The following is a 23734-nucleotide window of genomic DNA, read 5'->3' as shown; positions in this document are numbered from 1 at the left end:
GTCAGAAAATGTCACTGAAAGATTCGTTACGGGGCAGGCTGGAGAAACTTGCGGATGAGGTGATTCCTCAGTTACTGGGCACTTGGGGCGATGTTCAGAAACGCCTGGATGACCTGAATTGCTCACTGGCAAATCGGGCGGTACCAGAGTGCAGGCGCTCGAGAGTCAGTGAACTCGCCTTGCGTCAAAAGGCAGAGCAGGCCGGACAGGGAAAGACGGAGCTCAGGGTTTTGAAGGGTGGTCGCAAGTCAGGTTCCGCCAAGTAGGTTTTGTTTAAAAAATGTACCATTTTGAACGGCTTAAAGGTTTCTTGAGAAAATTCCCGGAAAACATTTGACACCGTCAGCCAAATGCTTAAAATGCGCGTCTCACTTGATTGAGACAGCAAGTCTGCCTCAGCAAACAACGCCATGCGTTGCAAGTGGGGGCCTTTGAAAGGCTTTGTGGTTTAACAGCCCGAAAGTGGGTGGTTAGCTCAGCTGGGAGAGCATCGCCCTTACAAGGCGAGGGTCACTGGTTCGATCCCAGTACCACCCACCACTTTCAAAGTGCATCACCGGATCACCCTATCCGGTTCAAGATTCAGGCCCGTGTGGCCAGAATTGATGCGGAGCGGTAGTTCAGCTGGTTAGAATACCGGCCTGTCACGCCGGGGGTCGCGGGTTCGAGTCCCGTCCGCTCCGCCATTTTCCTGGGTGGTTAGCTCAGCTGGGAGAGCATCGCCCTTACAAGGCGAGGGTCACTGGTTCGATCCCAGTACCACCCACCAAGATTCCATAAAAAAGGCAGGCCTCAGGGCCTGCCTTTTTTATTACTTGCCAATCAGCGACTGACCACAGACCCGCACTATATTTCCATTGACGCCGTTTGAGGCCGGGCTGCAGTACCAGGCGATGGCTTCTGCCACGTCTATCGGCTGCCCGCCCTGAGACAGGCTGTTCATCCGCCTTCCCGCCTCGCGGATCGTGATCGGCATGTCGGCGGTCATCTGGGTTTCGATGAAACCCGGCGCGATGGCGTTGATGGTAACGCCATTTTTCATATGTTTTGCCATCGCTTCCACGTAGCCGATCACGCCGCTCTTCGCTGTTGAGTAGTTGGTTTGTCCGAAGTTACCTGCAATGCCGCTGATGGAGGAAATGCAGACGATGCGGCCATTCTCCCGCAGCAGTTCGCGGTGCATGAGCTCCTCGTCGATCACTTCCTCGGCACTCAGGTTGACCGCAATCGTCATATCCCAGAAGTGTTCGGGCATATTGCCCAGAGTTTTATCGCGTGTGATACCGGCATTGTGGATCACCAGGTCCAGACCCTCAAAATGCTCTGCTACGAAATCCGCGATCAGTTTTGGTGCCGCCGTGTCGGTAATATCGCAGGCCAGTGCCTTGCCCTGAATCGCATCAGTCACCTTCTGTAGCTCTTCCATCACAGGGGGGATGTCCAGGCCGATAACGGTTGCGCCGTCGCGAGCCAGAGTCCGGGCAATGGAAGCACCAATGCCTCGGGATGCGCCCGTTACCAGCGCAACTTTGCCGGCCAGTGGCGCAACAGGGTTGGTCGCCGGCGTTGCGGTGCCTTTGCTAATGCGCACAACCTGACCCGAAACATAGGCGGAGCGGGTGGAAAGGAAGAAGCGTACACTGGAATCCAGTTGTTTCTCTGCCCCGGGGGCCATCCACAGCAGGTTGGCTGTAGCGCCTTTCTTTCCGACTTCCTTGCCAGCGCTTCGAACGAAACCTTCCAGAGCCTGCTGCGCTGCTGCCTGAGGAGCATTCCGGCAGGTCTGTGGGTCCTGGCCAATGACCAGGATGCGGGCGTTGGTCCCCAGTTTCTTGATGGTGGGGTGAAAGAAGTCGTACAGGGCGCGGAGGTCATCGGGGCTTTTGATGCCGGTGGCGTCAAATACCAGGGCAGAAAATTTCTGATCGATATCCCCGGTCAATTCGAGGGGCTTGGCCTTGTTTACGGCCTTGGAAGAGTCTTTCAGTGACTCCGTACCACTGGCATGATGAAGTGTTGCTGCACTGGCACCCAGGATGCTTCCCAGCGCTGCAACGGCCTTGCCACCGGCTGCGGCGCCAATCAGTACGTCGCCTTCAATAAAGGGCTGGTCTACGCGCTTCAGGCGCTTGAGTGGGACCGGAGCTGGCAGGCCGAGCGACTGCGCGGCCGTCTTGCCGACCGGAGTGTTGACGAGTCTAAGGTAGAGGTCAGACATAGGTTCTTCCTTGTGGTTGTTTATAGAGCATTGGGTGTAAGTGACCTACAGGTTAAAGAATCCGCCAGTTTTTGGATTGACTCAATGCCTGGGGCGCGTTGTCAGCGCTGCCAATGAGCGTATAGCCTTTCAGGATAGACTGGCCCGATATAGACATTATTTCAAAACAGGAACTCATCATGGCACAGGCACCGAAAACCACCCAAAAGAAGCCAGCAGCTTCCTCCCGGGGTATCCGCCGCGTTGCGATTATCGGCGGCAACCGTATTCCTTTTGCCAAGTCGAACACTGCCTATAGCAAGGTCAGTAACCAGGAGTTGCTGACATCCACCCTACGGGGCCTGGTTGACCGATATAGTCTTCAGGGTCAGCGCATGGGGGAGGTGGCAGCCGGTGCGGTTATCAAGCATTCCCGGGATTTCAATCTGACTCGTGAGTCAGTGATGAGTTGTGGCCTGGCGCTGGAAACGCCTGCTTACGATATTCAGCAGGCTTGCGGCACCGGTCTGGAAGCCGCCATTCTGGTCGCCAACAAGATTGCACTCGGTCAGATAGAGTGTGGTATTGCTGGTGGCGCCGACACCACCTCTGACGCCCCTATTGGGGTGGGTGAGGGGTTACGTGAAATTCTGCTGGACCTGAATCGGGCGAAAACGGTCAGTGAGCGTCTGAAAATTCTGGGCCGTTTCCGGCCTGGCCACCTGGTGCCGGAGATACCTGAAAACGGCGAGCCGCGCACCGGCATGTCCATGGGGGATCATGCCCAGGTGACGGCCCATGAATGGAACATTTCCCGCGAGGATCAGGATCAACTGGCTCTGGAAAGCCATCAGAAACTGGCTCAGGCCTATGAAGACGGTTTCTTCGCAGATCTGATGACCCCTCTGGCAGGGCTGGAGAAAGACAATATTCTGCGTCCGGACACCACACTGGAGAAGCTCGCCACGCTAAAGCCGTGTTTTGATCGCGAGAATGGCACCATGACAGCCGCAAACAGCACAGCACTCACGGATGGTGCTTCCTGCGTGCTTCTTGCCAGCGAAGAATGGGCAAAGGCCAACAACCATAAGGTACGAGCCTGGCTGACATTCTCGGAAGTGGCTGCTGTAGATTTTGTGGACAAAAAGGAGGGGCTGCTCATGGCCCCTGCCTACGCAGTGCCCCGGATGCTTGAGAAAGCGGGCCTGACGCTGCAGGATTTCGATTTTTACGAAATCCATGAGGCCTTTGCCGCGCAGGTTCTATCCACCCTGAAAGCCTGGGAGGACCCTGTCTTCTGCAAGGAGCGCCTGGGGCTGGACAAGCCTCTGGGTAGCGTTGATAGAAGCAGGCTCAACGTCAAGGGTAGCAGCCTGGCTGCCGGTCACCCGTTTGCCGCCACGGGCGGGCGCATTGTGGCAACCCTGGCAAAACTGCTGGAAGAGAAAGGCAGCGGTCGCGGCCTGATTTCGATCTGTGCAGCTGGCGGTCAGGGCGTGACGGCGATTCTGGAGCGCTAAGTTTGCGAAACAACAGAATTTTCCTTTGACAGACCCGGCGTCAGCCTTTAACATGCGCGCCACGTTGATCAGGGATGCCCTGAAAGACAACCAGTTTTGATGCGGGGTGGAGCAGTCTGGTAGCTCGTCGGGCTCATAACCCGAAGGTCGTTGGTTCGAATCCAGCCCCCGCTACCATATAAGAGAAAGGCAGATCGGTTTCTTACTGATCTGCCTTTTTTCGTTTTGGCTGGAAGAAAACTTCTCTGCCTCTCACTGTTACTTTTGAGGGTCTTTCCGTTACGAACTGTAATCGCCCCTAAGCGTACTCAAGTGAAAATATTGAGTTAAAACATGGAGATAAGACGGTTTCTTACCGCTTGCTGACGAAAAATTGACAATTTCGTAACTAGAGAACCGACAAGCTTCACAGTCATAATCTGCACCGTTTTTTACTATTCCTAATGTCGTCAAAAAAATGGTGCAAGAGATATATGAAGCGCGTCATGAAGTTGTCACAGGCATGGATAGCCGCGTTTGTTCTTGGAATTCTGCTCGCAGGGTGTGGGGGTGGTTCTGCCAGCTCCGGATCTTCTGCCGTGTTGAGCTGGAGTGCGCCACTGAAGCGAGTAAACGGTGAAAGTATTCCGATGGCGGAGCTGGACCAGTACGTGATTCGTTATGGTCACGATGCCGGAAACCTGACCGAGAAAGTGATTGTAGTCAACGCGCAGGCAGAAGCCGAGATGTCCTATGAAGTTAATGGGCTGGATAACGGCACCTGGTACTTCACTATTCAGGTTCAGGATACCAACGGTTTGATAAGTGCGCCGTCAGAGGTGGTCAGCAAGTCGATCCAATCGTAGTTTGGTTCCCGCAACTGCCTGAAGCGATGTAGTCTCAGGCCATGTGATTTTCAATCGGAAGCTTCAGGGTGAACACAGAGCCATCGCCCGGTGTTGATGTAACCGATATTTCCCCCCGATGTTTCTCCACCACAATCTTTACAAAAGACAGGCCCAACCCCGTTCCGTGTATGCCCGCCAGTTCGCTGCTTTTCTGGCGCCGATATCGGTCGAACAGGTGGGGCAGTTCTTCCTGGTCGATGCCGCTGCCCTCATCCGCTATCGTCAGGAAGGCCTGGTGTCCGGCTGGAAAGACCTGAATGTCGACGGTTGAGTCCGGCGGGCTGTACTGGACAGCATTGGTCAACAGGTTGATTACTGCGCGTTCCAGCAGCTCTGCATTACCTCGAAGCCATAGATCTTCGGTGCCCTGGAGCCGCAGGTGGATCCCCTTCTCGGCAGCCTGCTCGCTGACGCTGTCCCGGGCGTTCTCTACGATCGCCAGGAACTCACACTCGTAGAACCGTGTCTCTGTAAGTTGCTCTGCACGTGCAAGCTGAACAAATTCTTCCGCCAGATGGTAACTGCGCCGGGCCAGTCGGCCCAGTTGGTCAAGCTGACCCTTCTCGATATGGCTGGGGTCCCGTTTCAGCTGTTCGATCAGGGCTAGCTGGGATACCAGTGGAGAGCGCACGTCGTGGGAAATAAAGTCGATGGCTTCCCGGTGCTGACGCTGTTGTTCACGCAGCTCTGAAATGTCTGAAATGTTGGCGATGATGCCATGCTGTTTGCTTTCAGGCAGCGCAAACGGCGCAAAGTGGATCAGAAAATCCTTGCTCCGGATACGCAGGTCAACGGTTCGGCTCTGTAACAGCGTCAGAGTGTCGGAAACGGTCTCATGCCAGGGGGGCGTATCCCTTGGATCGTGCCCATCGAGGAGGCGGGCGAGTGGAAGGCCGCCGAGGCTGGGCATGGGCTCCTGAAACCACTCTTCGATATGACCATTGGCAAAGCGGATCACGCCCAGTTCATCGGTTACGATGACCCCGTCCGGCATGCGCTCAAAACTGCGGCGGATGAATTGCTGCATGTGATTCATTCGCTCGGTGGCGATCCGCACCCTCTCTATCCGGGCCGATATGTTTTCGCTGGGCTTATTTGCCTTGTCGCCTGTTTCGGGGCTTTCCAGTTTAAGTCTGCTGAGATAGCGCTGAATGGCCTCGCGGCTCAGATCGTTTGGCAGTATCAGACCGAGGATGTATGAGGCATCCCCCCGGAAAACCTTGACCCAGCTCTGGTTGCTCCTGTGCAGCCAATCGCCCGGTTGGAGGTTTTCCGGAATGTCCTCAGGGCTCATGTCTTTTGCGGACAGAGTGTCCTGCCCCTGTTGCAAAAGCCACCCTCTGGGTTGAAACAATGCCTGGAAATGTTCAAGCAATTGGGTTGGATGCCTGCGTGATGGCTCCGGAAGCGCCACTTGTGGACTTCGGGCCAGGTCGTCCAGCTGTCTGTTGAGGAACTGGTTGGTCATTGCGAGGCGAAGCCCGCTGGAAATCGGGAATGCCAGAAAGGGAACGATCAGGGCATTTGCGATTGGTATCCAGAGCCTTGCTCCAAACAACTCTGCGAGGTAACCCCCCAGCAGGACTGCCACCACTGCAAAACAGGCGACGAGCGTTCTGGCGGGGCGCATTCGAGGCAGGACGAGTGCCATGAAAATGATGGTAAGCAGGGTTAGTGCCGGTGACATCCAAGCTGGAGCCGGGCTGATGAGGAGGTCCTGGCTGTATGCCGAGAAGGTGTTTGCGTGAAACTCTACGCCGGACATCGGCCGGCTCAGTCCCGAGAATGGCGTTGGCAGAATGTCTCCAAACCCCGGGGCGGTCGCGCCAATAAACACGGTTTTCCCTTTGAATAACGCTGGCGCCGGCGGCTGGTTGAGTACGTGCACGTAAGAGTGGGTTGGCAATGCCCCGGAGCCTCCGGAGAGGGGGGTGATGTGATAATCGTCGCGAACATTCACGAAGGAAGGGGCTTGGGGCACCTCCGGATTTCGAGGTTTCTCGCCGTTGGCCGCCAACGAAAGGCTGGGCCAGAGTTGTTTGCCGAGGCCGTTAAAAAGATAAAGACCGCGGGCAACGCCATCGACATCCAGCTCAACGTGGGCATGGCCCAGGCCGGAGGCTGCTGAAGCGAGCGGCGCGGCAGGGAGTTGTTCGCTCAAAAGGTAGTTTGAAGTGGGTGGCGACAGGTAAACAGGGAGAATGACATCGCCGTGAGCTTTCATCGCTGCAGCGAGCTCGGGATCATCCGGGGAGGGCTCGGAGAAGAGTATGTCGAAAACGATCGTTTTGGCACCTGCTTCCCTGAGCTTTGTGATCAACTCGGCGTGGATATTCCGCCGCCACGGCCATCGGCCGAGTCGGTCAAGGCTGAGTTCGTCAATGGCGACCAGGACAACATCCTCAGAGGGGGCTGGCGGATATGAGGTCATGGCTTCGTCGAGCAGCCAGAAATCCAGCTGCCGGGGCAATGCGGAAGTCTGGATGATCAGGAGGAGTGCCAGCAGAGTGAGGCCCAGAGTCCAGGGAGTCGTTTTAATTGGTAGCCAATCCCGGTTCATGAGCCCTGCTATCTGTCATGGTCGATCAATGGGTTATTCGAGGTACAGTTCCCTCCCTGGCCCCCAGCGGCTTGTCAGTGGGCCTTCGGTAAGAGCCTTCAGCCGCACAAAATACCGTCTTCCGGGAATAAGACGCAAGGCCGCTGTGGTATCGGCCAGGGTTGCTTCCTTAATAATGTTTTTAAATCCGGGCTCTTCCGAAAGCTGAAGCCGGTACTCTTTGGCTGTATCTACATTCCCCCAGAACACCCGAACCTGGCTGTTTACGTAGTTTACACTGATAATCCGGACTGGCGGCAGGCTGCCATTAACCACCAGCTTGCGTGGTTCGGTGGTGGCTACCGAGTTACCGCCGGCCTCGGTCACTACGCGCCAATAATACTGGCCTGGACTCAACGGCTTTGAGGGCAGGGCGGACGTTTCAGGGGCCCATTCGCTGGTAGTAACAAGTTCCCGGAAGCTGTCGTCCTCGGCAATTTCTACCCGCGCAACTTCGTTGCTGCCATTCAGGCGCCACTGGAATTCCGGCATGTCATCGTTCGCGATGCCGCCATCGACCGGTGAAACCAGGTTTGCGGTTCGTGCCTGAAGATCAATCTCAAATGGCATGACAGAAGGCATGCCTGCTGTTCCGCGGTTATCCAGGGCCGCCAGGTGGACTTCGTAGTCGCCGTTGTCCAGCATGCTGATGTCGAAGCTGTTACCTTTTATCTTCCGGCTCTCGACCCATCGACCGCTCTCCATTTCGAAGATATCCAGGCGATGCATCTGGGCCGGGCTCGGCGTCCAGGTTAATTCAGCCGGAAGCTGCTCGAGCGTCGTCGGTAGCGGATTCATGTCCGGTGCCGGAGGCAGGCGGCGGATTTTGAGTCCAGTGTTACTCTTGGTAGAGACGCTCGCGCTGTATCCGGCGGGTATGCGGCGGGTTTTTCCAGGGGCACCAAAGTCAACAATCCCCTGGGTTACCTGGAGGCTGGTGCCTTTGCGTGAGGTTTGTATGGCGAATGCGGTACCGCGCACGGCTGCGACCGCAGACGGCGTTGATATCTCGAATCGGGCGCCGCCCTCAATGACCGGTTTCACCCGGGTATGCACTTCGCCCTTGTTCAGGCGCAGGCGGATGTCCACCATGCCGGATTTGCCGTATTGGGTAAGGCGGTTGAAGGCGAGGCGGGAGTGAGGCGAAATCCTCACTTTGGAGCCATCGGCCAACTCAACGGTTGCTGTGCCAGAGCTGGAGAATATCTCATCGCCGACACGAATCAGGGTGTCGCGGGTCAATGGTCGCTTGCGGCCATCGGTGCCGGAAATGAACTGGACTGTTCCGGAGATCGACGTAACCCGTGCAGGGTCGGGTTGGCGTTTCAGCCAGGCAAGCGGGATGCGAACGCTGTCGCCCACTGAAACCAGTCCGCTGTCTTCGATGTCGTTATATTGGAGCAACCGGCCAGGCGTGAATCCTGGTGCCAGCAGGTCTCGCGATACTTCGGAAAAGGTTTCTCCCGGACGCAAAGTGTAGGTCCACTCAGGAGTGGTGTTATTGGCTGAATCGGATCTGGATGTCGCGGAGCCCTGAGTGACCGAAAGCTCTGCATGAGCGGATAGCGCCAGTGCGAAGAGTACCGGCGAACACAAAGCCCGAACAATGCGGAGCCAAAAACCCGTTTTACGCATTCGCTGCCCGGTTGGTTTCGGTGGCCTCAGGGGTCTGTTCCGGCTCCCCGGCCTTCATGGCCTCCAGTCGATAGCCGCGCTGGTAAATGGTTTTGATCCGGAAGCCATTCTCGGGGTTCAGGCCCAGCCGACGGCGGAGCCGGCTCATATGGGTATCAACGGTGCGGGTGTTGATGTCCCGGGTGAGTCCCCAAACCCGTTCAAGAAGCATTTCACGGGTAAGCAGTCGGCCCTGGTTCTGAAACAGGAAGAGCGTCAGGTCAAAGTCCTTGTCGGTTAGCGACAGTTCCTCACCGTGCAGCAGGATGTTGCGCTGCTGGGTATTGATTTCAAAAGGGCCAAACTTGAGAACTTCTCGCTCGGTATCCGGGTTACTGCGGCGGGAAAGGGCATTAATGCGTGCCACAAGCTCTGCCGTGCGGGCAGGCTTGGACAGATAGTCATCGGCGCCGGCGTCCAGGGCGCGCACTATATCCGCTTCACTATCCCGCTGGGTCAGGAAGACAACCGGAATTGCCCAGTTGATCTGGGCGCGAACGCTCTCCAGAACATCAATGCCAGTCATGTCCGGAATCTGCCAGTCGAGGATCAGCAGGTCGTAGCTGCGATGCAGAACGGCACTCAGGAAAGACTGGCCCGTGGGGAAGCTGTCGCAATGATGCCCGCGCTCGGACAGAGTCGACACAATGTGCTGGGCCTGTTCATGTTCGTCTTCTAGCAGAGCGATGCGCACGAAGCCTCTCCCGGAGTTTGGTGGTTCTTGATCATGCCAATAACCGGATGGTCAGGCAGACTACCCAGTTATATCAACCAATTATCCCAAAATGTGAGCGTGTATTCAGTATCGTTATGTAGAGTTGCGTAAACGGATGGCAGGCTTTCCGTTGTCGTCGTCCAGAGTTTGTCGGCAGGCTGGGAAATTACTGCAGCCCCAGAACCACCCTTTCTTGCCTTTTCGTCTCACCAGCGGTGAAAAGCAATGGGGGCAGGGCACCGGTTTCTGGCCAGTGCCATCCCGGGGTGCGGAGTCTTCTATGGGACGGGTGCCGTTGCAATCGGGGTAGCGGGTACAGGCGAAGAAGCGCCCGAATTTGCCATCCCGCTCGGTCATCGGGGCGCGACACTTCGGGCAGTGTACCTGTTCCGGTGACGGCTCATTCGCCTCATCAACAGAAGGCGCGCCCTGGGGCTGATGGATAAAGCCCCGTATTTCCTTTTTCAGAGTGTCCAGGAACTTGCGGGGATCGCCCTCACCACGGCGAATGCTTTCCAGTGTGGCTTCCCAGACAGCCGTCCGGTCCGGTTTACTGACTGACTCGGGCAGTGCGCCAATGAGCGCCTTGCCTTTGCTGCCGGCTCGTATGTGGCGGCTGTCGCGATACAGGTAGTCGCGCTTGAACAGTGTGTCGATGATCGCAGCGCGGGTGGCTTCTGTGCCCAGGCCGTCGGTTTCACGGAGAGTTTTGCGCAGTTCAGCGTCGCTTACAAAACGCGCAATATTGGTCATCGCCGACAACAGGGTGGCGTCGGTGAAGTGCTGTGGTGGTTGTGTCTTCCGCTCGGCAATATGGTTGTCTTCGCAGAATACCGGTTCGCCCTGGTTCAGCCGGGGCAGGGGTGCTTTCTCCGGTGCTGACCGGCCCTCACGGAGTTTCAGCTCCAGCGCTTTCCAGCCCGATTCGAGAATCGCGGTTTCGGTCGCGCGAAATCTGTGTTCCGCAACCCGCACGGTCAGGCGACCTTCCCGGTGAATGGCATCGGCGGCAAACTGCATCAGGTAGTAACGGCTGATCAGTCCATATATCTTTTCTTCGGCCTCATTGAGCTTGCCATTGGGGGATGGTCGGCTGGTAGGAATGATGGCGTGGTGCGCATCCACCTGTTTGTCGTTCCAGGCTGTGGTCCGGCGATCAAGATCGGATCTGTCACAGGCTTCTGCCAGATCGGGAGCGACCCTGCCTATCGCCTGGATCACCTGTGCCCGCTGGTTGTAATGGCCTTCTGGCAAATACCGGCAATCCGAGCGGGGATAGGTTATAAGCTGGTGGCGCTCGTAAAGGTTTTGCGCCGTGTCGAGCACGTCCTTGGCCCCCATCCGGAACAGACGCCCGGCTTCAATCTGCAAGGCCGAGAGTGACAAGGGTAACGGCGGTGCCTCCGGGCGATCCCGAAATCGGGATTCGGTGATCTTGCCCGGTCGCCCCTGGACGTCAGCCGCGATTTTTTCCGCCGTGGCCCGGTCCAGCAGTCGGTTTTCTTCATCCAGGTGGTCCTGAAACTGCTCATCAGGCAACCAGCGGGCTGTAAAGGCCTGCTGGTCGGCTTCCTCCTCCTGAGCTCTGAACGTCGCCTCAATCCGGTAATAGGGCTTTGGCTCGAAATGCTCAATGGTGTTGTCCCGCTCCACCACAAGACCCAGAACCGGTGTCTGTACCCGGCCGACAGAGTAAACGCCCTGTTCGCCCTGTTGCTGATAGCTAAGGGTGTAGAAACGGGTAAGGTTGATGCCGTAGAGCCAGTCGGCGCGCTGACGGGCCAGGGCGGAGTGCGAAAGCCGGCGGAATTCGCTGTTATCTTTCGGGCTCCCGATGGCTTTCGCCACAGCGGCCGGCGTCAGGTCGTTGATCAGTATGCGACGGACCGGGGATTTTGTGCCGAAGTAGCGGATGACTTCGTCTACCAGTAACTGTCCTTCGCGGTCCGGGTCGCCGGCATGGGTGATGGTTTCGGCCTGGCGGATCAGGGACTCAAGCACCTTGAGCTGCTGGCGCACGCTATCCTTGGGCATGACCTCCCATTTCTCCGGGAACATGGGGAGATCCTCCTGCCGCCATTTCTTCCAGGCAGGGTTGTAACGGGCGGGCTCGGCCGGTTCCAGAAGGTGGCCGATGCACCAGCTGACCGTGGCTGCGTCTTCCCCTTTGCCACAGCGGATCCAGCCCTGGCCCTTTTGGTGTGGTCCGGGTAAGGCGGCAGCGATGGCGCGGCCAAGACTTGGTTTTTCGGCGATGTACAGGTGCATGGTTGTAAGTGCGGTTGAATCGGGATGGGAATGTGGCTGTTTGGCTCTTTGGTGTCAAGGTTCGGGTGGCTGGCGTTTTGTGTAGTAGACTGGAACCAAAGCAAGACGTTGGAGAGTCGTTGAGTTATGCAGATCCAGAACGCCATCGAAACGAAGTTGAACGCTGCCTTTGATGCTCGCATCCTCCGGGTGGAGAACGAAAGCCATAAGCACAGTGTGCCACCGAATTCAGAAACCCATTTCAAGGTAACGCTGGTTTCTCCGGATTTTGAAGGGCAGATGAAAGTGAAGCGTCATCAGTCGATCTACAAAGTGCTGGCGGAAGAACTCGCCGGCGAGGTACACGCACTCGCGTTGCACCTGTATTCGCCGGAAGAATGGGAGGCTACCGGGCAGTCGGTGCCGGAGTCGCCCAATTGCATGGGGGGATCGAAGAAGGATCCCGCAATGGCAGCCCGTGCCGGCCAGGGAGAAGGTTAATGAGTCAGTTTTTCCAGATCCATCCGGAAACGCCACAGAAGCGACTGATCAATCAGGCTGTCGATATATTGCGTAAGGGTGGGGTCATTGTTTACCCCACCGACTCTGCCTACGCCATTGGTTGTCACCTGGGTGACAAACAGGCCGCAGACCGGATAAAGCGGATTCGTCGACTTGATGACAAACATAATTTCACGCTGGTCTGTCGGGATCTTTCGGATATCGGAGTCTATGCCAAGGTGGACAATACTCAGTACCGGCTGCTGAAGAATTTCACCCCTGGGCCCTACACCTTTATCCTTGATGCCACCAGCGAGGTGCCTCGCCGGCTACTGCACCCCAAGCGGCGTTCCGTGGGGGTTCGGGTACCGGATAACGCCATTGTTCAGGCATTGCTGGGTGAGCTGGGTGAGCCGATCATGAGCAGTACGCTGATCCTGCCCGGAGAATCCGAGCCGATGACCGATCCTTATGAGATCCGGGATACCCTGGAGCATGAGATGGACCTGATCATTGATGGTGGTTTCTGCGGGATGGAAGCAACCACCGTGGTTGATTTTACCGGTGAAGCGCCCGTAGTGACCCGGGTGGGTAAAGGTGATCCCGCACCCTTTGAGGTGTGATTTCTAGGCCCGGGCGTTAAGGTTGAACGCGTAACTCCGGGTGTTGCCTGCCGCTTCGATCTGCTCCGTACCAGCGGAGCGGCGCAGGGTATCGTATCGGTGGACCAGATCCTGTAAGCCGTTGAATTGCTGGTTCTCACTGACCAGCGTATCCAGCAGTGGATTGTTCACCCCATACGCCTGGTTGAGTTTCAGTGCGTTGTCCATGAAGTGCAACGTTGGCTCGCTGGCACTCAGGCGGCTGAACGCTTCCTTGAAGTTCTTGTTGATATTCAGGTCGTTTTCGATCCGGGTTCTCGCATCTTCAGTAATCTTGCCTTCTACCTGAATCGCGCCGGCATCACTTTTGTTCACATTGAGAGCGGTCGCCGGGTGCAGGTTGTATTCGGCAAGTTTGTGCCGCAGTGTTTCGCGCACGAAGGCAAGATCCTGCCCCACCGTTTGCTTGTATTCCGCCATGGCCAGCTTCCTGGATTTCTGGCTGGCAGTATCAGCATTATTCTCCCCTGAAGGCGTAAACCGGTCCTGTCCGGGAGCCCCGATTGCCTCCGGTTTTGGGCTCTCGGCCTTGGTAGTGCCGGCTTCGGCCGTGTTCGCCGGTGTCTGGCGTTTTTCCATTGCCTGCTGAAACTGGGTGCTGGCCCTGATCAGAGAGGTCAGTAAGGACATGGCTGGGTTTCCTCCATCGGCTCCGGTGTCGTTTGCCGAAAAATCGTCGTCTGGATAGACGCAAAGCATTTTCCGGGCCAGATGGGTAGATCCGTGTTCCAGCAACGAGACTGGCCGAATCCGCAGTTCAGGCTGGGACCCCGGCTCATTGAATCGTTCCGGTTTGGCCAGCGCTAGCCCCGGTGATCAGATACGAAGGGGTTGGTCGCCCGCTCCTGTCCGAACGTCGACATGGGGCCGTGGCCGGGAATGAAGGCCACCTCGTCACCCAGCGGGAACAGTTTTTCCCGGATGGAACGAATCAGCGTGGCGTGATCGCCTTTCGGAAAGTCCGTGCGGCCGATGGAGCCATGGAATAACACATCGCCGACCAGCGCGAGTTCCGATGCCTTGTGAAAGAAAACCACGTGCCCGGGTGTATGGCCTGGGCAGTGCAGCACGGCCAGGGTCTGGTTGCCCACCGTCACTTCTTCACCACCCTCCAGCCAGTGATCGGGAGTGAACACTTCCGGTGATGGGAAACCAAACATCTGTGCCTGCTGGGGCAGGCCAACAATCCAGAAATTGTCCTCTCTGTGAGGGCCCTCAATGGCCACATTCAGCGCCCTCGCCAGTTCGGCCGTGCCGCCAGCGTGGTCGATGTGGGCGTGAGTCAGCAGGATTTTCTCTACCGTTACACCTTCCTCGGCTATGGCGGTCCGAATCCGGTCCAGGTCACCGCCGGGGTCGACTACCGCAGCTTTCAGGGTATCTTCGCACCAGATAAGGCTGCAGTTCTGCTGGAAGGGGGTAACGGGGATGATGCGGTATTTCATGAGGGGCACAGCCTCCGGCTGGATAAAAGTGACGGAGGCTAGGGTAACGCGTCTTGGTGGTCTTGCAACCTCAGTTATTTTTCGGTTGGTAGGTCACCACAAACGCCCCGCGAAGATCTCCTTCCGAAAAGCCGGTGGCCTTGTCTTGCGGGTATAGTTCATTGAGCCTGGCCTCGACTCCGGGATCTATGGACTTGCCATGGCAACCAAGGCAAAGCTTCTGAGTTGGAATGGCGCGCATGTACTCAAAGCCTGTTCCCGTATCGGCGTCTGCCACACGCCATGTCTCAACCGGCTTTCCATCCTTTACGGGGTGTTGCTGCATGGCCTTCAGTTGCATTTCCTGCCAGTCAGTCGGTGTATTGCCAGGATTGCGGACGCGTAAACTGGTGCGGCTGATTTGCCACCCATCGTTGCTGTTAGCGGCAGCGATTTCTGGCGCCACCGTATTGCAGACGGCGATACCATTGGTGAGTCCGCCTTCCTTGATTGCGCCCTGCAGCGCCTGCTTCAGGGAGCCGCCAAAGGCCTGTACTTTGGATCGGGCCTCGGCAACCAATTGCTGCTCTTTTGTCTGGTCGGCCTGCTGGGCGACTACTGTTGCGGACAGGAGGGACATTATGACCGCGACCGTTAAAGCTCTCATCTTCATCACTCCTCTTCTGGCGCTTCTTTGATGGAATTGTAATAAGTATATAGCGCGAATAAGCAAGTGAGGATGGAAAGCCGTTCGTTTGCGACGAATTGTCGCTACCCGGGCTATTGGCTTTCTGAGTCCCGTTTGAAAAAAGAGTGAATTAGCCCGGCAGGCGGAATGAGACGGCAACCTTCAGTCCACCGAAAGGGCTTTGTGAGAATTCTGTTCGCCCGTTGTAGCGATCAACGATATCGCAAACAATCGCAAGGCCCAGCCCGTGTCCGGGTGTCTGTTCGTCGAGCCGCGATCCCCGTTTGCCCAATTCACCGATCGAGTCTTCGGCGACGCCAGAGCCATCGTCAGCAACGGCAATTTGCATTTGCCGGTTGTCCTCTGTGAGAGACAATTCGACGCATCGGGAGGACCATTTGCCAGCATTATCGAGAAGATTCCCGAGAATTTCGCTCAGATCGTGCTCTTCAATCGGCCAGCGGCGCTCTTCCGCCATTTTCGTGGACAACTCGAATGACTTTTCGGGATAAAGGCGGCCAAACATCCATAAAAGGTCTCTGGCCTGTTTAACTGGATAAGCGCTTTTTCCGACCTGAGGGCCCGCAAAACGGCTGCGCCGCATCTCTGCTTCCAATTGTTTGTCGATATCGCCGAGCCGGGATCCCATTTCGTGTCTCAGGTCGCCGTCGAGCGCACGGCTCGTATCCTCAAGGATTTGTCTTACCGCTGCGATTGGTGTTTTAACGCTGTGGGACAGGTTTGCAAGCGCATCTCGTGAGCGTTCCAGGCGTCGATCGAGAAAATCGAGGAGCTGATTGAGCTGTTTAACCAGCGGTCGGAATTCTTCGGGAGCATGGACATTAATGCGCGATATTTCACCACTTTGCAGTTTTTTCAGTGAAGCCTGAAGCGATATAACCGGTCTCATTGACAGGGTAATGCCAATCCAGATAACTCCAACAAGCAGCAGAATCAGTAAGATTGACACGATCGCTGTCCAGGCATGTAATTCTGCCTGACTGGCCTGAAGCGCAGCCATGTCCTCCGACACAATGATGACTAAACGCATGTCGTTAACCAGGAGCGATTTTCGAAAGGCCAGAACATCCGAGGGCGCATTGGACGCACCCGTGCCTTGCACCCTGATTGCGCCCTGCTGGTCCGATTTCAGCAACGGGCCCAGCAGTGCCTCCCAGGCTTGCGGTGAGATAATGGTCTGAGTCGGAGACTGAATGGCAAAGGCATGGTGAAAAACTTCCTGAAAATAATCCCCTGTCCGGAGCGTATCTATATTGCCAGCGGATTGGCGAATCTGGTGCTCCAGAAAGGCCACTTCATCTTTTAAACGACTTTCGACGAAATCCCGGGACATTCGCTCAAGCAGGAAACCATGCACAAGCCAGGCGATTCCCATCAGGACGATACCCGACGGCAGCAAGAGGGCGAGAAGCGTTCCTCTGACAGAGGTGGGCTTTCTAAACGGTATCATCAAACAGGTATCCCTGGCCTCGTCGCGTCGCGATCGTCTTGGCGCCCACCAGCTTTCTGAGACGCCGGATATAAGCTTCGATGACGTTTTCAGTCGGGCTTTCGTTCAGGTTATAGAGTTGTTCCATGAGCTGTTCCTTTGAGAACACATGGCCGGGGCGGCTCATCAGGCACCGGAGCAGGCGGAATTCGGTGCCGGTCAGGCTTTGCTCTGAGCCGTCTTCCATTTTCAGGCTCTGGCGATTCTCGTCCAGCTCAAAGTGGCCTGCTTTTACCGAGGACTGCATTCGTCCTTCACTTCGGCGCACAATGGCATTCAGCCTGGCAATCAGCTCTTCAGTCTGAAATGGCTTGGCAAGGTAGTCGTCTGCTCCCGCTTTCAGGCCGTTTACTTTGTCTTGCCAGTCGCTCCGCGCAGTCAGGATCAGCACCGGGAAGTTGGCCTTGCTGGCACGCCATCTGCGGAGCACGTCCAGACCATTTCCATCTGGTAAACCAAGATCCAGAATCGCAACCCTATAGTCTTCCTGCTCGCCCAGAATGATCGCTTCTCTGGCAGTTTTCGTGGTATCCACGCTGAAGCCGGCCTTCTCAAGTTGGCTGGCGAGTCCGTCAGCCAGCAAGCGATCATCCTCTACCAGCAATAATCTCATCAGTCGTTTCCTTATTAATGAAGCCACGGCAAGCATCAGTGTTGCCGATTAACCTGAACTGAGCCTGAACCGTTAATAGTCCGTCATTTTCAGAAAGAATTCAGGTTGGTGGGCGAAGGTGTCAACCGTTTCGTACGAATGTTCAGGTAACTAGCAAACCAATCGGTGTTTGAAGTGAAGCCAAATCACAGGAGAAGTTTGGATGAGCGTATCAAAGTTTGTAATTGCAGCAATGGCTATGTCGGTTTCGGTGTCAGCTCTGGGGGCTGGCGCTCACGGAGGTGGACATGGCGCGTCAAGCGGTGAACCCGGCAAGGCGTCTGAAGCGTCCCGTACGATCTCTGTTGAAATGCATGACAACTACTACGAGCCAGAGGCCATCAATGTGGAGCCGGGAGAAACAATCCGGTTCGTTGTTGAGAACAAAGGCAGCCTGGTGCACGAATTCAATATCGGCACGCCCGCTATGCACGAGTCTCACCAGGAAGAAATGATGATGATGGTCGAGCATGGCGTGATTCAGGGCGGCACGCTCAATCGCCACATGATGAACATGGATATGGGCAATGGCCACAGCATGAAACACGACGATCCGAACAGTGTTCTGCTGGAGCCGGGCAAAAGCAAAGAAGTCGTCTGGAAGTTTGCCGACGAGACCTCCATCGAATTTGCCTGCAACGTCCCCGGGCACTACCAGGCCGGCATGTACGGCGAGGTAAACTTTGAAGGCCGTGCTTACAGCAAGGCTGATACCCAGTAACCAATCAGAAAGAAGCGCCTTTTTGATGGCCAGCCGGATTACTTCGGTTGGTCCGGCCCCGTTTTATATCCGCATTAATCGGAGTTTTATATGAGAGCAAACCTTCCAGTGATGGCGTTAGGCCTTTTGCTGCCGGTAATGGGTTTGGCTGGCGAATACAATTTGACAGTTGATAAGGTCGAAATCGATACAGGAAATTTTGAAAAGGCCGGTATCGGGTACAACGGGAAATCTCCCGGCCCCGTTTTGCGCTTCAAGGAAGGCGAAGAGGTCGAAATCAATGTGACCAATAACCTGGATGAAATGACGTCTATTCACTGGCATGGTTTGATCCTGCCGTTTAGCCAGGATGGCGTGCCGGGGATCAGCTTCCCGGGGATCCAGCCGGGTGAGACATTCACCTACAAATTTCCAGTTGTTCAGGCCGGAACCTACTGGTTTCACAGCCACTCCGGTTTCCAGGAGCCCGACGGGGCTTACGGTGCAATTGTCATTGAGCCCGAGGGGCGTGAGCCGTTCCGCTACAATCGGGAATATGTGATTCAGTTGACCGATAAACACCCTCATTCCGGCAACCGCATCATGCGGAACCTCAAGATGATGCCGGATTACTACAATCGTGAGCAGCAGACGGTAGGCGAGTTCTTCTCAGACGTTTCAAAAAACGGTTTCATGAATACCATGAGCGACCGCCTGGCATGGGGTGACATGCGCATGATGAAGGCGGATGTCGAGGACTTGCAGGGCTTTACCGCACTAATTAACGGCAAGGGACCGGAGCAGAATTGGACCGGGATTTTTGAGCCCGGGGAGCGTATTCGACTGCGGTTTATCAACTCCTCCGCGATGACCTATTTCGACGTTCGGATTCCAGGGCTGAACATGACCGTGGTGCAGGCCGACGGTAACAATGTGCAGCCCGTTAATGTGGATGAATTCCGTATTGGTGTTGCGGAAACGTACGATGTGATTGTTCGGCCCAGAGACGAGCAGGCTTATACGATTTTTGCCGAATCCATGGGTCGGTCAGGGTATGCCAGGGCGACGCTGGCACCTGAAGAGGGGATGACAGCCCCGGTTCCCGGACTGCGCGAACCAGCACGCCTGACCATGGCGGATATGGGCGGCATGCACGGTATGGACCATTCGGACATGTCCGGGATGGATCAGTCAAACGTGGAAGGTATGGATCACTCCAGTATGGCGGGCATGGACCATGGCTCCATGGTGATGTCTGAAGGTGGCGCAAGCGATCCCTTCTACGCCCAGGGCAGTGGTCTGGTCCCGACAGCCGCTAACGGTGGCAAATTCCTGTCTTATGCAGATTTGAAAGCCCAAAAGCCGCTGTATGACGAGCGTGAGCCCACCCGTGAAATCGAACTGCGCCTCACCGGCAATATGGAGCGATACACATGGAGCATCAACGGTGTCAAATACGAAGATGCGGATCCCATTCGCCTCCAATACGGCGAGCGAGTCCGCTTCAAGTTTGTTAATGAGACCATGATGACGCACCCCATGCACCTGCACGGCATGTGGTCCATCGTTGACGTAGGCGCCGACCAGTGGAATCCGGTCAAGCACACGGTGAGTGTGCAACCGGGGACCACGGTTTATATGGAGACAGAAGTGGATGCGCCGGGACAATGGGCTTTCCACTGCCATCTGTCCTATCACGCTGCCGCTGGTATGTTCCGAAAAGTTATTGTTGAGGGCGGTCCCGAAACCAAACAGGCCGCTGCCGAAGGCGCAATTTCTGAAGAGGGGGGTGACGTATGAGTCGCTGGACCTCACTGGTTGGGACCGCTGTATTGGGGCTGAGCGTCTTGCCGGCAGTGGCTTCCGCTCAGGAGCGGATACAGGACACCACCGAACGTAAACAGGCCCTGAAGGTTTGGGGTGCCCAATTCGAGGAGTTCGAGTATCGGTACAGTGACGATGATGAAGAACTGGGCGTATGGAGCGGAGATTTTTTCTACGGCACGGACGAGCTGAAGGGCCGCTGGCTGACGAAGGGAGAATACTCCATCGAAGAGCAGGCCTATGAAAAGCTGGAAAATCAGTTGGTAGCTCAGACACCTGTTTCCGACTTTTTCGACGCCAAGGCTGGTTTAAGATTTGATACACCGGAAGGCCCTGATCGCACCTATGCTGTTCTGGGGATCACGGGGCTTGCCCCTCACTGGTTTGAAATTGATGCGAATCTGTATGTCAGCAAGGATGGAGACACGTCCGCGGAGCTTGATGCCGAATATGAACTGCTGCTGAGCAATCACTGGATTCTTGCGGCCGCTCTGGATGCCTCGGTGGCATTCAGTGAAGACCGGGAAATCGGGGTCGGCAAGGGACTGGTTTCCACTGAAACAGGGATCAGGCTCAGTTACGACCTGATTGATCGTTCTTTCTCGCCCTATGTTGGCGTGGTTCATGAGCGCAAGTATGGAGACACTGCCGATTTCGCTAAAGCGGAAGGTGGCAATGTAGAAGACTGGTTTGCGGTTGTGGGCGCAAGACTCTCCTTCTGATCCGCCAGTGGGCCTCGGACATTCGTCCCTGGCCCTTTTTTTCGAACTATTTGATGTAAATCATATCTCGGTATAAACGGATGCTTTGTCTGCCCGCCTTTTCAGTTGCAGTTCAGGTTCCCATGTTGCGATAGAGGCAATGGAAGCAGGCTAAGAGGTGTAAAACCATGATCAAGGCCCATAAACCAACAAACCAGACGCAATTTCTGCTTCGGCGTAAACTGACCGTAAAAGGACTTGCTGATACCCAGTGGGAGGATTTTGTTGCGGAGCTGAATCATCATCCATGCGTGGATTTTGCCGAGCGCAAAACGACAGATCGGATCTTCGTCACGTTTGATGGCACGCATTGGTCCACTGATGAACTGATCGATCTTATTGAGGCTCACGGAGGCCGTTTGAAAGGCGGTTGGTGGGAGCGCCGAAGGTTGGCGTGGTATCGGTTTGCCGATGACAATGTTCGAGCCAACGCCGACCTTGAGCCCTTCTGCTGTTCAAAAATTCCACCTACGAAGAAGAAATGAAAGCAACGGGACGTTAAAGGGAATGAGCACGGAGTCGGATAGAACCGTACACCACCATTGATGCCTACGATCTGAAAGGAAGGAAATATCATGATGGACGAGAACATGTTTGGTAACACCATGTGGGCCGGGCACTGGCTGTGGATGCTGGTCATTGCCATCGTGGTTGTCATACCGGCCTGGCGAATATGTCAGCGCACCGGGTATCCGGGCTGGATGGGCATCCTGATTCTGATTCCGTTGGTAAACCTGGGTCTGTTGTATTTCATTGCTTTTGCCGATTGGCCTGCGGACAAGACAGGAGCACGGAATGGGTGAGCACCAGCACGATCATCAACATGATCATCACGGACATGAAGACCACGGGGAGCATTCCGTAAAAGACCCAGTGTGCGGGATGTCGGTAGATCCGCACACCGCGGAACATCGCAGCGAGCATGCAGGCAAAACCTGGTATTTCTGTTCTTCCGGGTGCCAGTCAAAGTTTGACGACGATCCGGAGAAGTACCTCAGCGAAGAGAGTGAACCCGCAGGGCCGGTGCCTCCAGGCACCATGTACACCTGCCCGATGCATCCGGAAATCCGTCAGCAAGGGCCCGGCGATTGTCCGATCTGTGGGATGGCCCTTGAGCCGGAAGAAGTGAGTCTTGATGACGGTCCTTCCGAAGAACTCACTGATATGACTCGTCGATTCTGGATCGGTCTGGCCCTGGCGCTCCCTGTTTTTTTGCTGGAAATGGCTGGTCACTTTTTTGCGATTGACAACATTGTGTCGCCGCAAATTTCCAACTGGATTCAGTTGGTTCTGGCGACGCCCGTGGTCGTCTGGTGTGGTGCGCCTTTCTTTGTTCGTGGCTGGAAATCAGTCCTCAGCCGCAACCTGAATATGTTTACGCTGATTGCCATTGGCACAGGCGTTGCGCTGATCTACAGCCTTGTGGCAACGCTGGTGCCACAAGTATTTCCGGATGCCTTCCGGCAGGCGGATGGCTCGGTCGCCGTGTATTTCGAGGCCGCCGCCGTCATCGTGGTGCTGGTTTTGCTGGGGCAGGTGCTTGAGCTCCGGGCCCGGGAGAAAACCTCCGGTGCCATCAAGGCGTTGTTGGACCTTGCCCCGGCCACGGCAAGAAAACTGAGTGATGACGGCAGCGAGTCCGACGTGTCGCTCGATCAGGTGAAGGTGGGCGACCGATTGAGGGTTCGTCCGGGCGATAAAGTGCCACTAGATGGCGAGGTGCTCGAGGGCAGCTCCAACGTGGATGAATCCATGGTCACAGGTGAGCCCCTGGCGGTTAGTAAGAAGACCGGAGACCAGGTCATTGGCGGCAGCATCAATCAGCAAGGCAGCTTCATTCTGCGGGCCGACAAAGTCGGGCGTGACACCATGCTGTCGCAGATTGTCCAGATGGTCGCCAGCGCTCAGCGTAGTCGTGCGCCCATCCAGGGGCTGGCTGACAAAGTGGCCAGCTGGTTCGTACCGGCGGTTATTCTTGTCGCCGTCATTGCCTTCATTGTCTGGTCGATCGTCGGGCCAGCGCCGCCCATGGCCTTTGGCCTCATCGCAGCCGTGAGTGTGTTGATTATTGCCTGTCCATGCGCTTTGGGACTCGCGACCCCGATGTCAATCATGGTCGGGGTTGGGCGAGGCGCCCAGAGTGGCGTTCTGATCAGGGATGCGGAAGCGTTGGAGCGCATGGAGAAAGTAGACACTGTGGTGGTGGATAAAACCGGCACGCTGACCGAGGGCAAGCCTCAGGTGACAAAGCTGGTTCCGGCAGATGGTTTCAGCGATGAGGACCTGATGCGATATGCCGGTGGTCTCGAAAAGGGCAGTGAGCATCCGTTGGCACATGCCATTCTCGAAAAAGCCAAAACCATGGAACTGACATTGCCGGATGCCGAGGATTTTGACTCCCCGAACGGCAAAGGTGTCACCGGCAAGATCGACGGACAAACGGTTTTGCTTGGCAACCGATTGCTGATGGAGTCAGAAAGTGTCGATATCTCAGCTTCTGAGGAAGAAGCAGAGCAGCTGAGAAAAGACGGTGCCACGGTAATCTTCGCGGCCGTAGATGGCAAAATCTGTGGTTTGCTGGCGATTGCAGACCCGGTCAAGGAGACCACGGAAGCGGCAATAACCGCTCTGCAAAAGGAGGGTATTCGGGTGGTCATGCTGACCGGTGACAACCGGACCTCCGCCGAAGCCGTGGCCCGCAAACTCCATATTGATGAAGTGGAAGCGGAAGTGCTACCGGAAGACAAGGGCAAAATCATTCAGCGCCTGAAGGACGAAGGCCGCATTGTTGTCATGGCGGGGGATGGCGTGAACGATGCGCCAGCCCTGGCAACTGCAGACGTCGGTGTCGCCATGGGGACAGGAACCGACGTGGCCATCGAAAGTGCGGGTATTACGCTGCTGCGCGGCGATCTGATGGGCATTGTGGAAGCGCGGCGGTTGTCGCTGGCCACCATGCGCAACATTCGGCAGAACCTGTTTTTTGCCTTCGTTTATAACTCGGCCGGTGTGCCGATTGCCGCAGGTGTGCTTTATCCCTTTGCAGGGATTCTGCTGTCCCCGATTTTTGCGGCTGCGGCGATGTCGCTGTCCTCGGTCAGCGTTATTACGAATGCTCTGCGACTGAGGTTAGTGAAACTATCAGACGACTAGGTTGATGGGGCCTCCCCCGG

The 23734-nt window shown here is 56.1% G+C and carries 21 protein-coding genes and 4 tRNA genes; 15 read left to right on the top strand and 10 right to left on the bottom strand.

Translation table 11 applies throughout. The annotated features are described in order from the left end of the window. Positions 1-8 precede the first annotated feature (8 nt). From KFJ24_RS08935 to KFJ24_RS08920, 4 genes are all read left to right on the top strand, one after another. On the top strand, positions 9-266 hold the full coding sequence (locus tag KFJ24_RS08935; protein WP_250830728.1) for a hypothetical protein: 258 nt from the start codon (positions 9-11) through the stop codon (positions 264-266). A 198-nt stretch (positions 267-464) separates the two neighbouring features. Continuing rightward, positions 465-540, top strand: a tRNA-Val gene (locus tag KFJ24_RS08930). A 69-nt stretch (positions 541-609) separates the two neighbouring features. Beyond that, a tRNA-Asp gene (locus KFJ24_RS08925) sits at positions 610-686 on the top strand. A gap of 7 nt (positions 687-693) precedes the next feature. Beyond that, positions 694-769 (top strand) — tRNA-Val (locus KFJ24_RS08920). 42 nt (positions 770-811) lie between these two features. Here KFJ24_RS08920 and KFJ24_RS08915 read toward each other — a convergent pair. Continuing rightward, positions 812-2218, bottom strand: a complete 1407-nt coding sequence (locus KFJ24_RS08915; RefSeq protein WP_250830727.1) for a 3-oxoacyl-ACP reductase — start codon at positions 2216-2218, stop codon at positions 812-814. A gap of 179 nt (positions 2219-2397) precedes the next feature. Between KFJ24_RS08915 and KFJ24_RS08910 the strand changes: the two genes are divergently transcribed. The 3 genes from KFJ24_RS08910 (at position 2398) to KFJ24_RS08900 (ending at position 4562) form a co-directional block, all read left to right on the top strand. Beyond that, entirely contained in the window at positions 2398-3717 is a 1320-nt protein-coding gene (locus tag KFJ24_RS08910) for an acetyl-CoA C-acetyltransferase (RefSeq protein WP_250830726.1), read from the top strand. Positions 3718-3817: 100 nt separating this feature from the next. After that, positions 3818-3894 (top strand) — tRNA-Met (locus KFJ24_RS08905). Between the two features lie 308 nt (positions 3895-4202). Beyond that, the gene (locus KFJ24_RS08900) at positions 4203-4562 is read left to right on the top strand and encodes a fibronectin type III domain-containing protein (protein WP_250830725.1); all 360 of its coding nucleotides are present in this window, start codon (positions 4203-4205) and stop codon (positions 4560-4562) included. Positions 4563-4596: 34 nt separating this feature from the next. Here the strand turns inward: KFJ24_RS08900 and KFJ24_RS08895 are convergent, their stop codons facing one another. The 4 genes from KFJ24_RS08895 to KFJ24_RS08880 form a co-directional block, all read right to left on the bottom strand. Continuing rightward, complete coding sequence (locus KFJ24_RS08895) at positions 4597-7164, bottom strand: CHASE2 domain-containing protein (protein ID WP_250830724.1); 2568 nt, start codon at positions 7162-7164, stop codon at positions 4597-4599. 33 nt (positions 7165-7197) lie between these two features. Further along, positions 7198-8838, bottom strand: a complete 1641-nt coding sequence (locus tag KFJ24_RS08890) for a FecR family protein (protein WP_250830723.1) — start codon at positions 8836-8838, stop codon at positions 7198-7200. Then, entirely contained in the window at positions 8831-9571 is a 741-nt protein-coding gene (locus KFJ24_RS08885) for a response regulator transcription factor (protein WP_250830722.1), read from the bottom strand. The genes KFJ24_RS08890 and KFJ24_RS08885 overlap by 8 nt, the downstream gene beginning before the upstream one ends. 114 nt (positions 9572-9685) lie before the next feature. Continuing rightward, the gene (locus tag KFJ24_RS08880; protein WP_250830720.1) at positions 9686-11860 is read right to left on the bottom strand and encodes a DNA topoisomerase III; all 2175 of its coding nucleotides are present in this window, start codon (positions 11858-11860) and stop codon (positions 9686-9688) included. A gap of 126 nt (positions 11861-11986) precedes the next feature. Between KFJ24_RS08880 and KFJ24_RS08875 the strand changes: the two genes are divergently transcribed. Together KFJ24_RS08875 and KFJ24_RS08870 are read left to right on the top strand one after the other, a co-directional pair. Continuing rightward, positions 11987-12340 carry a BolA family protein gene (locus tag KFJ24_RS08875; protein WP_250830719.1) on the top strand — a complete coding sequence of 118 codons (354 nt, stop codon included), beginning with the start codon at positions 11987-11989 and terminating at the stop codon, positions 12338-12340. Beyond that, positions 12340-12963 (top strand): L-threonylcarbamoyladenylate synthase, encoded by a 624-nt coding sequence (locus tag KFJ24_RS08870; protein ID WP_250830718.1) that lies wholly within the window; start codon positions 12340-12342, stop codon positions 12961-12963. Before KFJ24_RS08875 ends, KFJ24_RS08870 begins: the two co-directional genes overlap by 1 nt. Positions 12964-12966: 3 nt before the next feature. Here KFJ24_RS08870 and KFJ24_RS08865 read toward each other — a convergent pair whose 3' ends face one another. The 5 genes from KFJ24_RS08865 to KFJ24_RS08845 all read right to left on the bottom strand — a co-directional run bounded on the left by KFJ24_RS08865 (position 12967) and on the right by KFJ24_RS08845 (position 17237). After that, positions 12967-13632 carry a hypothetical protein gene (locus KFJ24_RS08865; protein ID WP_250830717.1) on the bottom strand — a complete coding sequence of 222 codons (666 nt, stop codon included), beginning with the start codon at positions 13630-13632 and terminating at the stop codon, positions 12967-12969. A 173-nt stretch (positions 13633-13805) separates the two neighbouring features. After that, positions 13806-14447 (bottom strand): MBL fold metallo-hydrolase, encoded by a 642-nt coding sequence (locus KFJ24_RS08860; protein ID WP_250830715.1) that lies wholly within the window; start codon positions 14445-14447, stop codon positions 13806-13808. Between the two features lie 70 nt (positions 14448-14517). Further along, entirely contained in the window at positions 14518-15093 is a 576-nt protein-coding gene (locus tag KFJ24_RS08855; RefSeq protein WP_250830714.1) for a Tll0287-like domain-containing protein, read from the bottom strand. 151 nt (positions 15094-15244) lie between these two features. Further along, a complete protein-coding gene (locus KFJ24_RS08850) occupies positions 15245-16585 on the bottom strand; it encodes an ATP-binding protein (RefSeq protein WP_250830712.1) in 1341 nt (446 codons plus the stop codon). Then, positions 16572-17237 (bottom strand): response regulator transcription factor, encoded by a 666-nt coding sequence (locus KFJ24_RS08845; protein WP_250830711.1) that lies wholly within the window; start codon positions 17235-17237, stop codon positions 16572-16574. Before KFJ24_RS08845 ends, KFJ24_RS08850 begins: the two co-directional genes overlap by 14 nt. A gap of 202 nt (positions 17238-17439) precedes the next feature. Here KFJ24_RS08845 and KFJ24_RS08840 point away from each other — a divergent pair, with 202 nt between their 5' ends. The 6 genes from KFJ24_RS08840 to KFJ24_RS08815 all read left to right on the top strand — a co-directional run bounded on the left by KFJ24_RS08840 (position 17440) and on the right by KFJ24_RS08815 (position 23714). After that, positions 17440-17997 (top strand): cupredoxin domain-containing protein, encoded by a 558-nt coding sequence (locus KFJ24_RS08840; RefSeq protein ID WP_250830710.1) that lies wholly within the window; start codon positions 17440-17442, stop codon positions 17995-17997. 90 nt (positions 17998-18087) lie between these two features. Next, on the top strand, positions 18088-19776 hold the full coding sequence (locus KFJ24_RS08835; RefSeq protein WP_250830709.1) for a copper resistance system multicopper oxidase: 1689 nt from the start codon (positions 18088-18090) through the stop codon (positions 19774-19776). Further along, positions 19773-20522, top strand: coding sequence for a copper resistance protein B (locus tag KFJ24_RS08830; RefSeq protein WP_250830708.1), 750 nt, complete (start codon positions 19773-19775; stop codon positions 20520-20522). The genes KFJ24_RS08835 and KFJ24_RS08830 overlap by 4 nt, the downstream gene beginning before the upstream one ends. A gap of 167 nt (positions 20523-20689) precedes the next feature. Then, on the top strand, positions 20690-21046 hold the full coding sequence (locus tag KFJ24_RS08825; RefSeq protein ID WP_250830707.1) for a hypothetical protein: 357 nt from the start codon (positions 20690-20692) through the stop codon (positions 21044-21046). Between the two features lie 90 nt (positions 21047-21136). After that, positions 21137-21364: a hypothetical protein gene (locus KFJ24_RS08820; protein ID WP_250830706.1), complete on the top strand. Its 228-nt coding sequence runs from the start codon at positions 21137-21139 to the stop codon at positions 21362-21364. Next, a complete protein-coding gene (locus KFJ24_RS08815) occupies positions 21357-23714 on the top strand; it encodes a heavy metal translocating P-type ATPase (RefSeq protein ID WP_250830705.1) in 2358 nt (785 codons plus the stop codon). The genes KFJ24_RS08820 and KFJ24_RS08815 overlap by 8 nt, the downstream gene beginning before the upstream one ends. Positions 23715-23734 lie beyond the last annotated feature (20 nt).

Source organism: Marinobacter sediminum, assembly GCF_023657445.1.
Lineage (GTDB): Bacteria > Pseudomonadota > Gammaproteobacteria > Pseudomonadales > Oleiphilaceae > Marinobacter > Marinobacter sediminum_A.
Note: the sequence above shows the minus strand (reverse complement) of the source record. Positions and strands in the feature narration are given on the sequence as shown.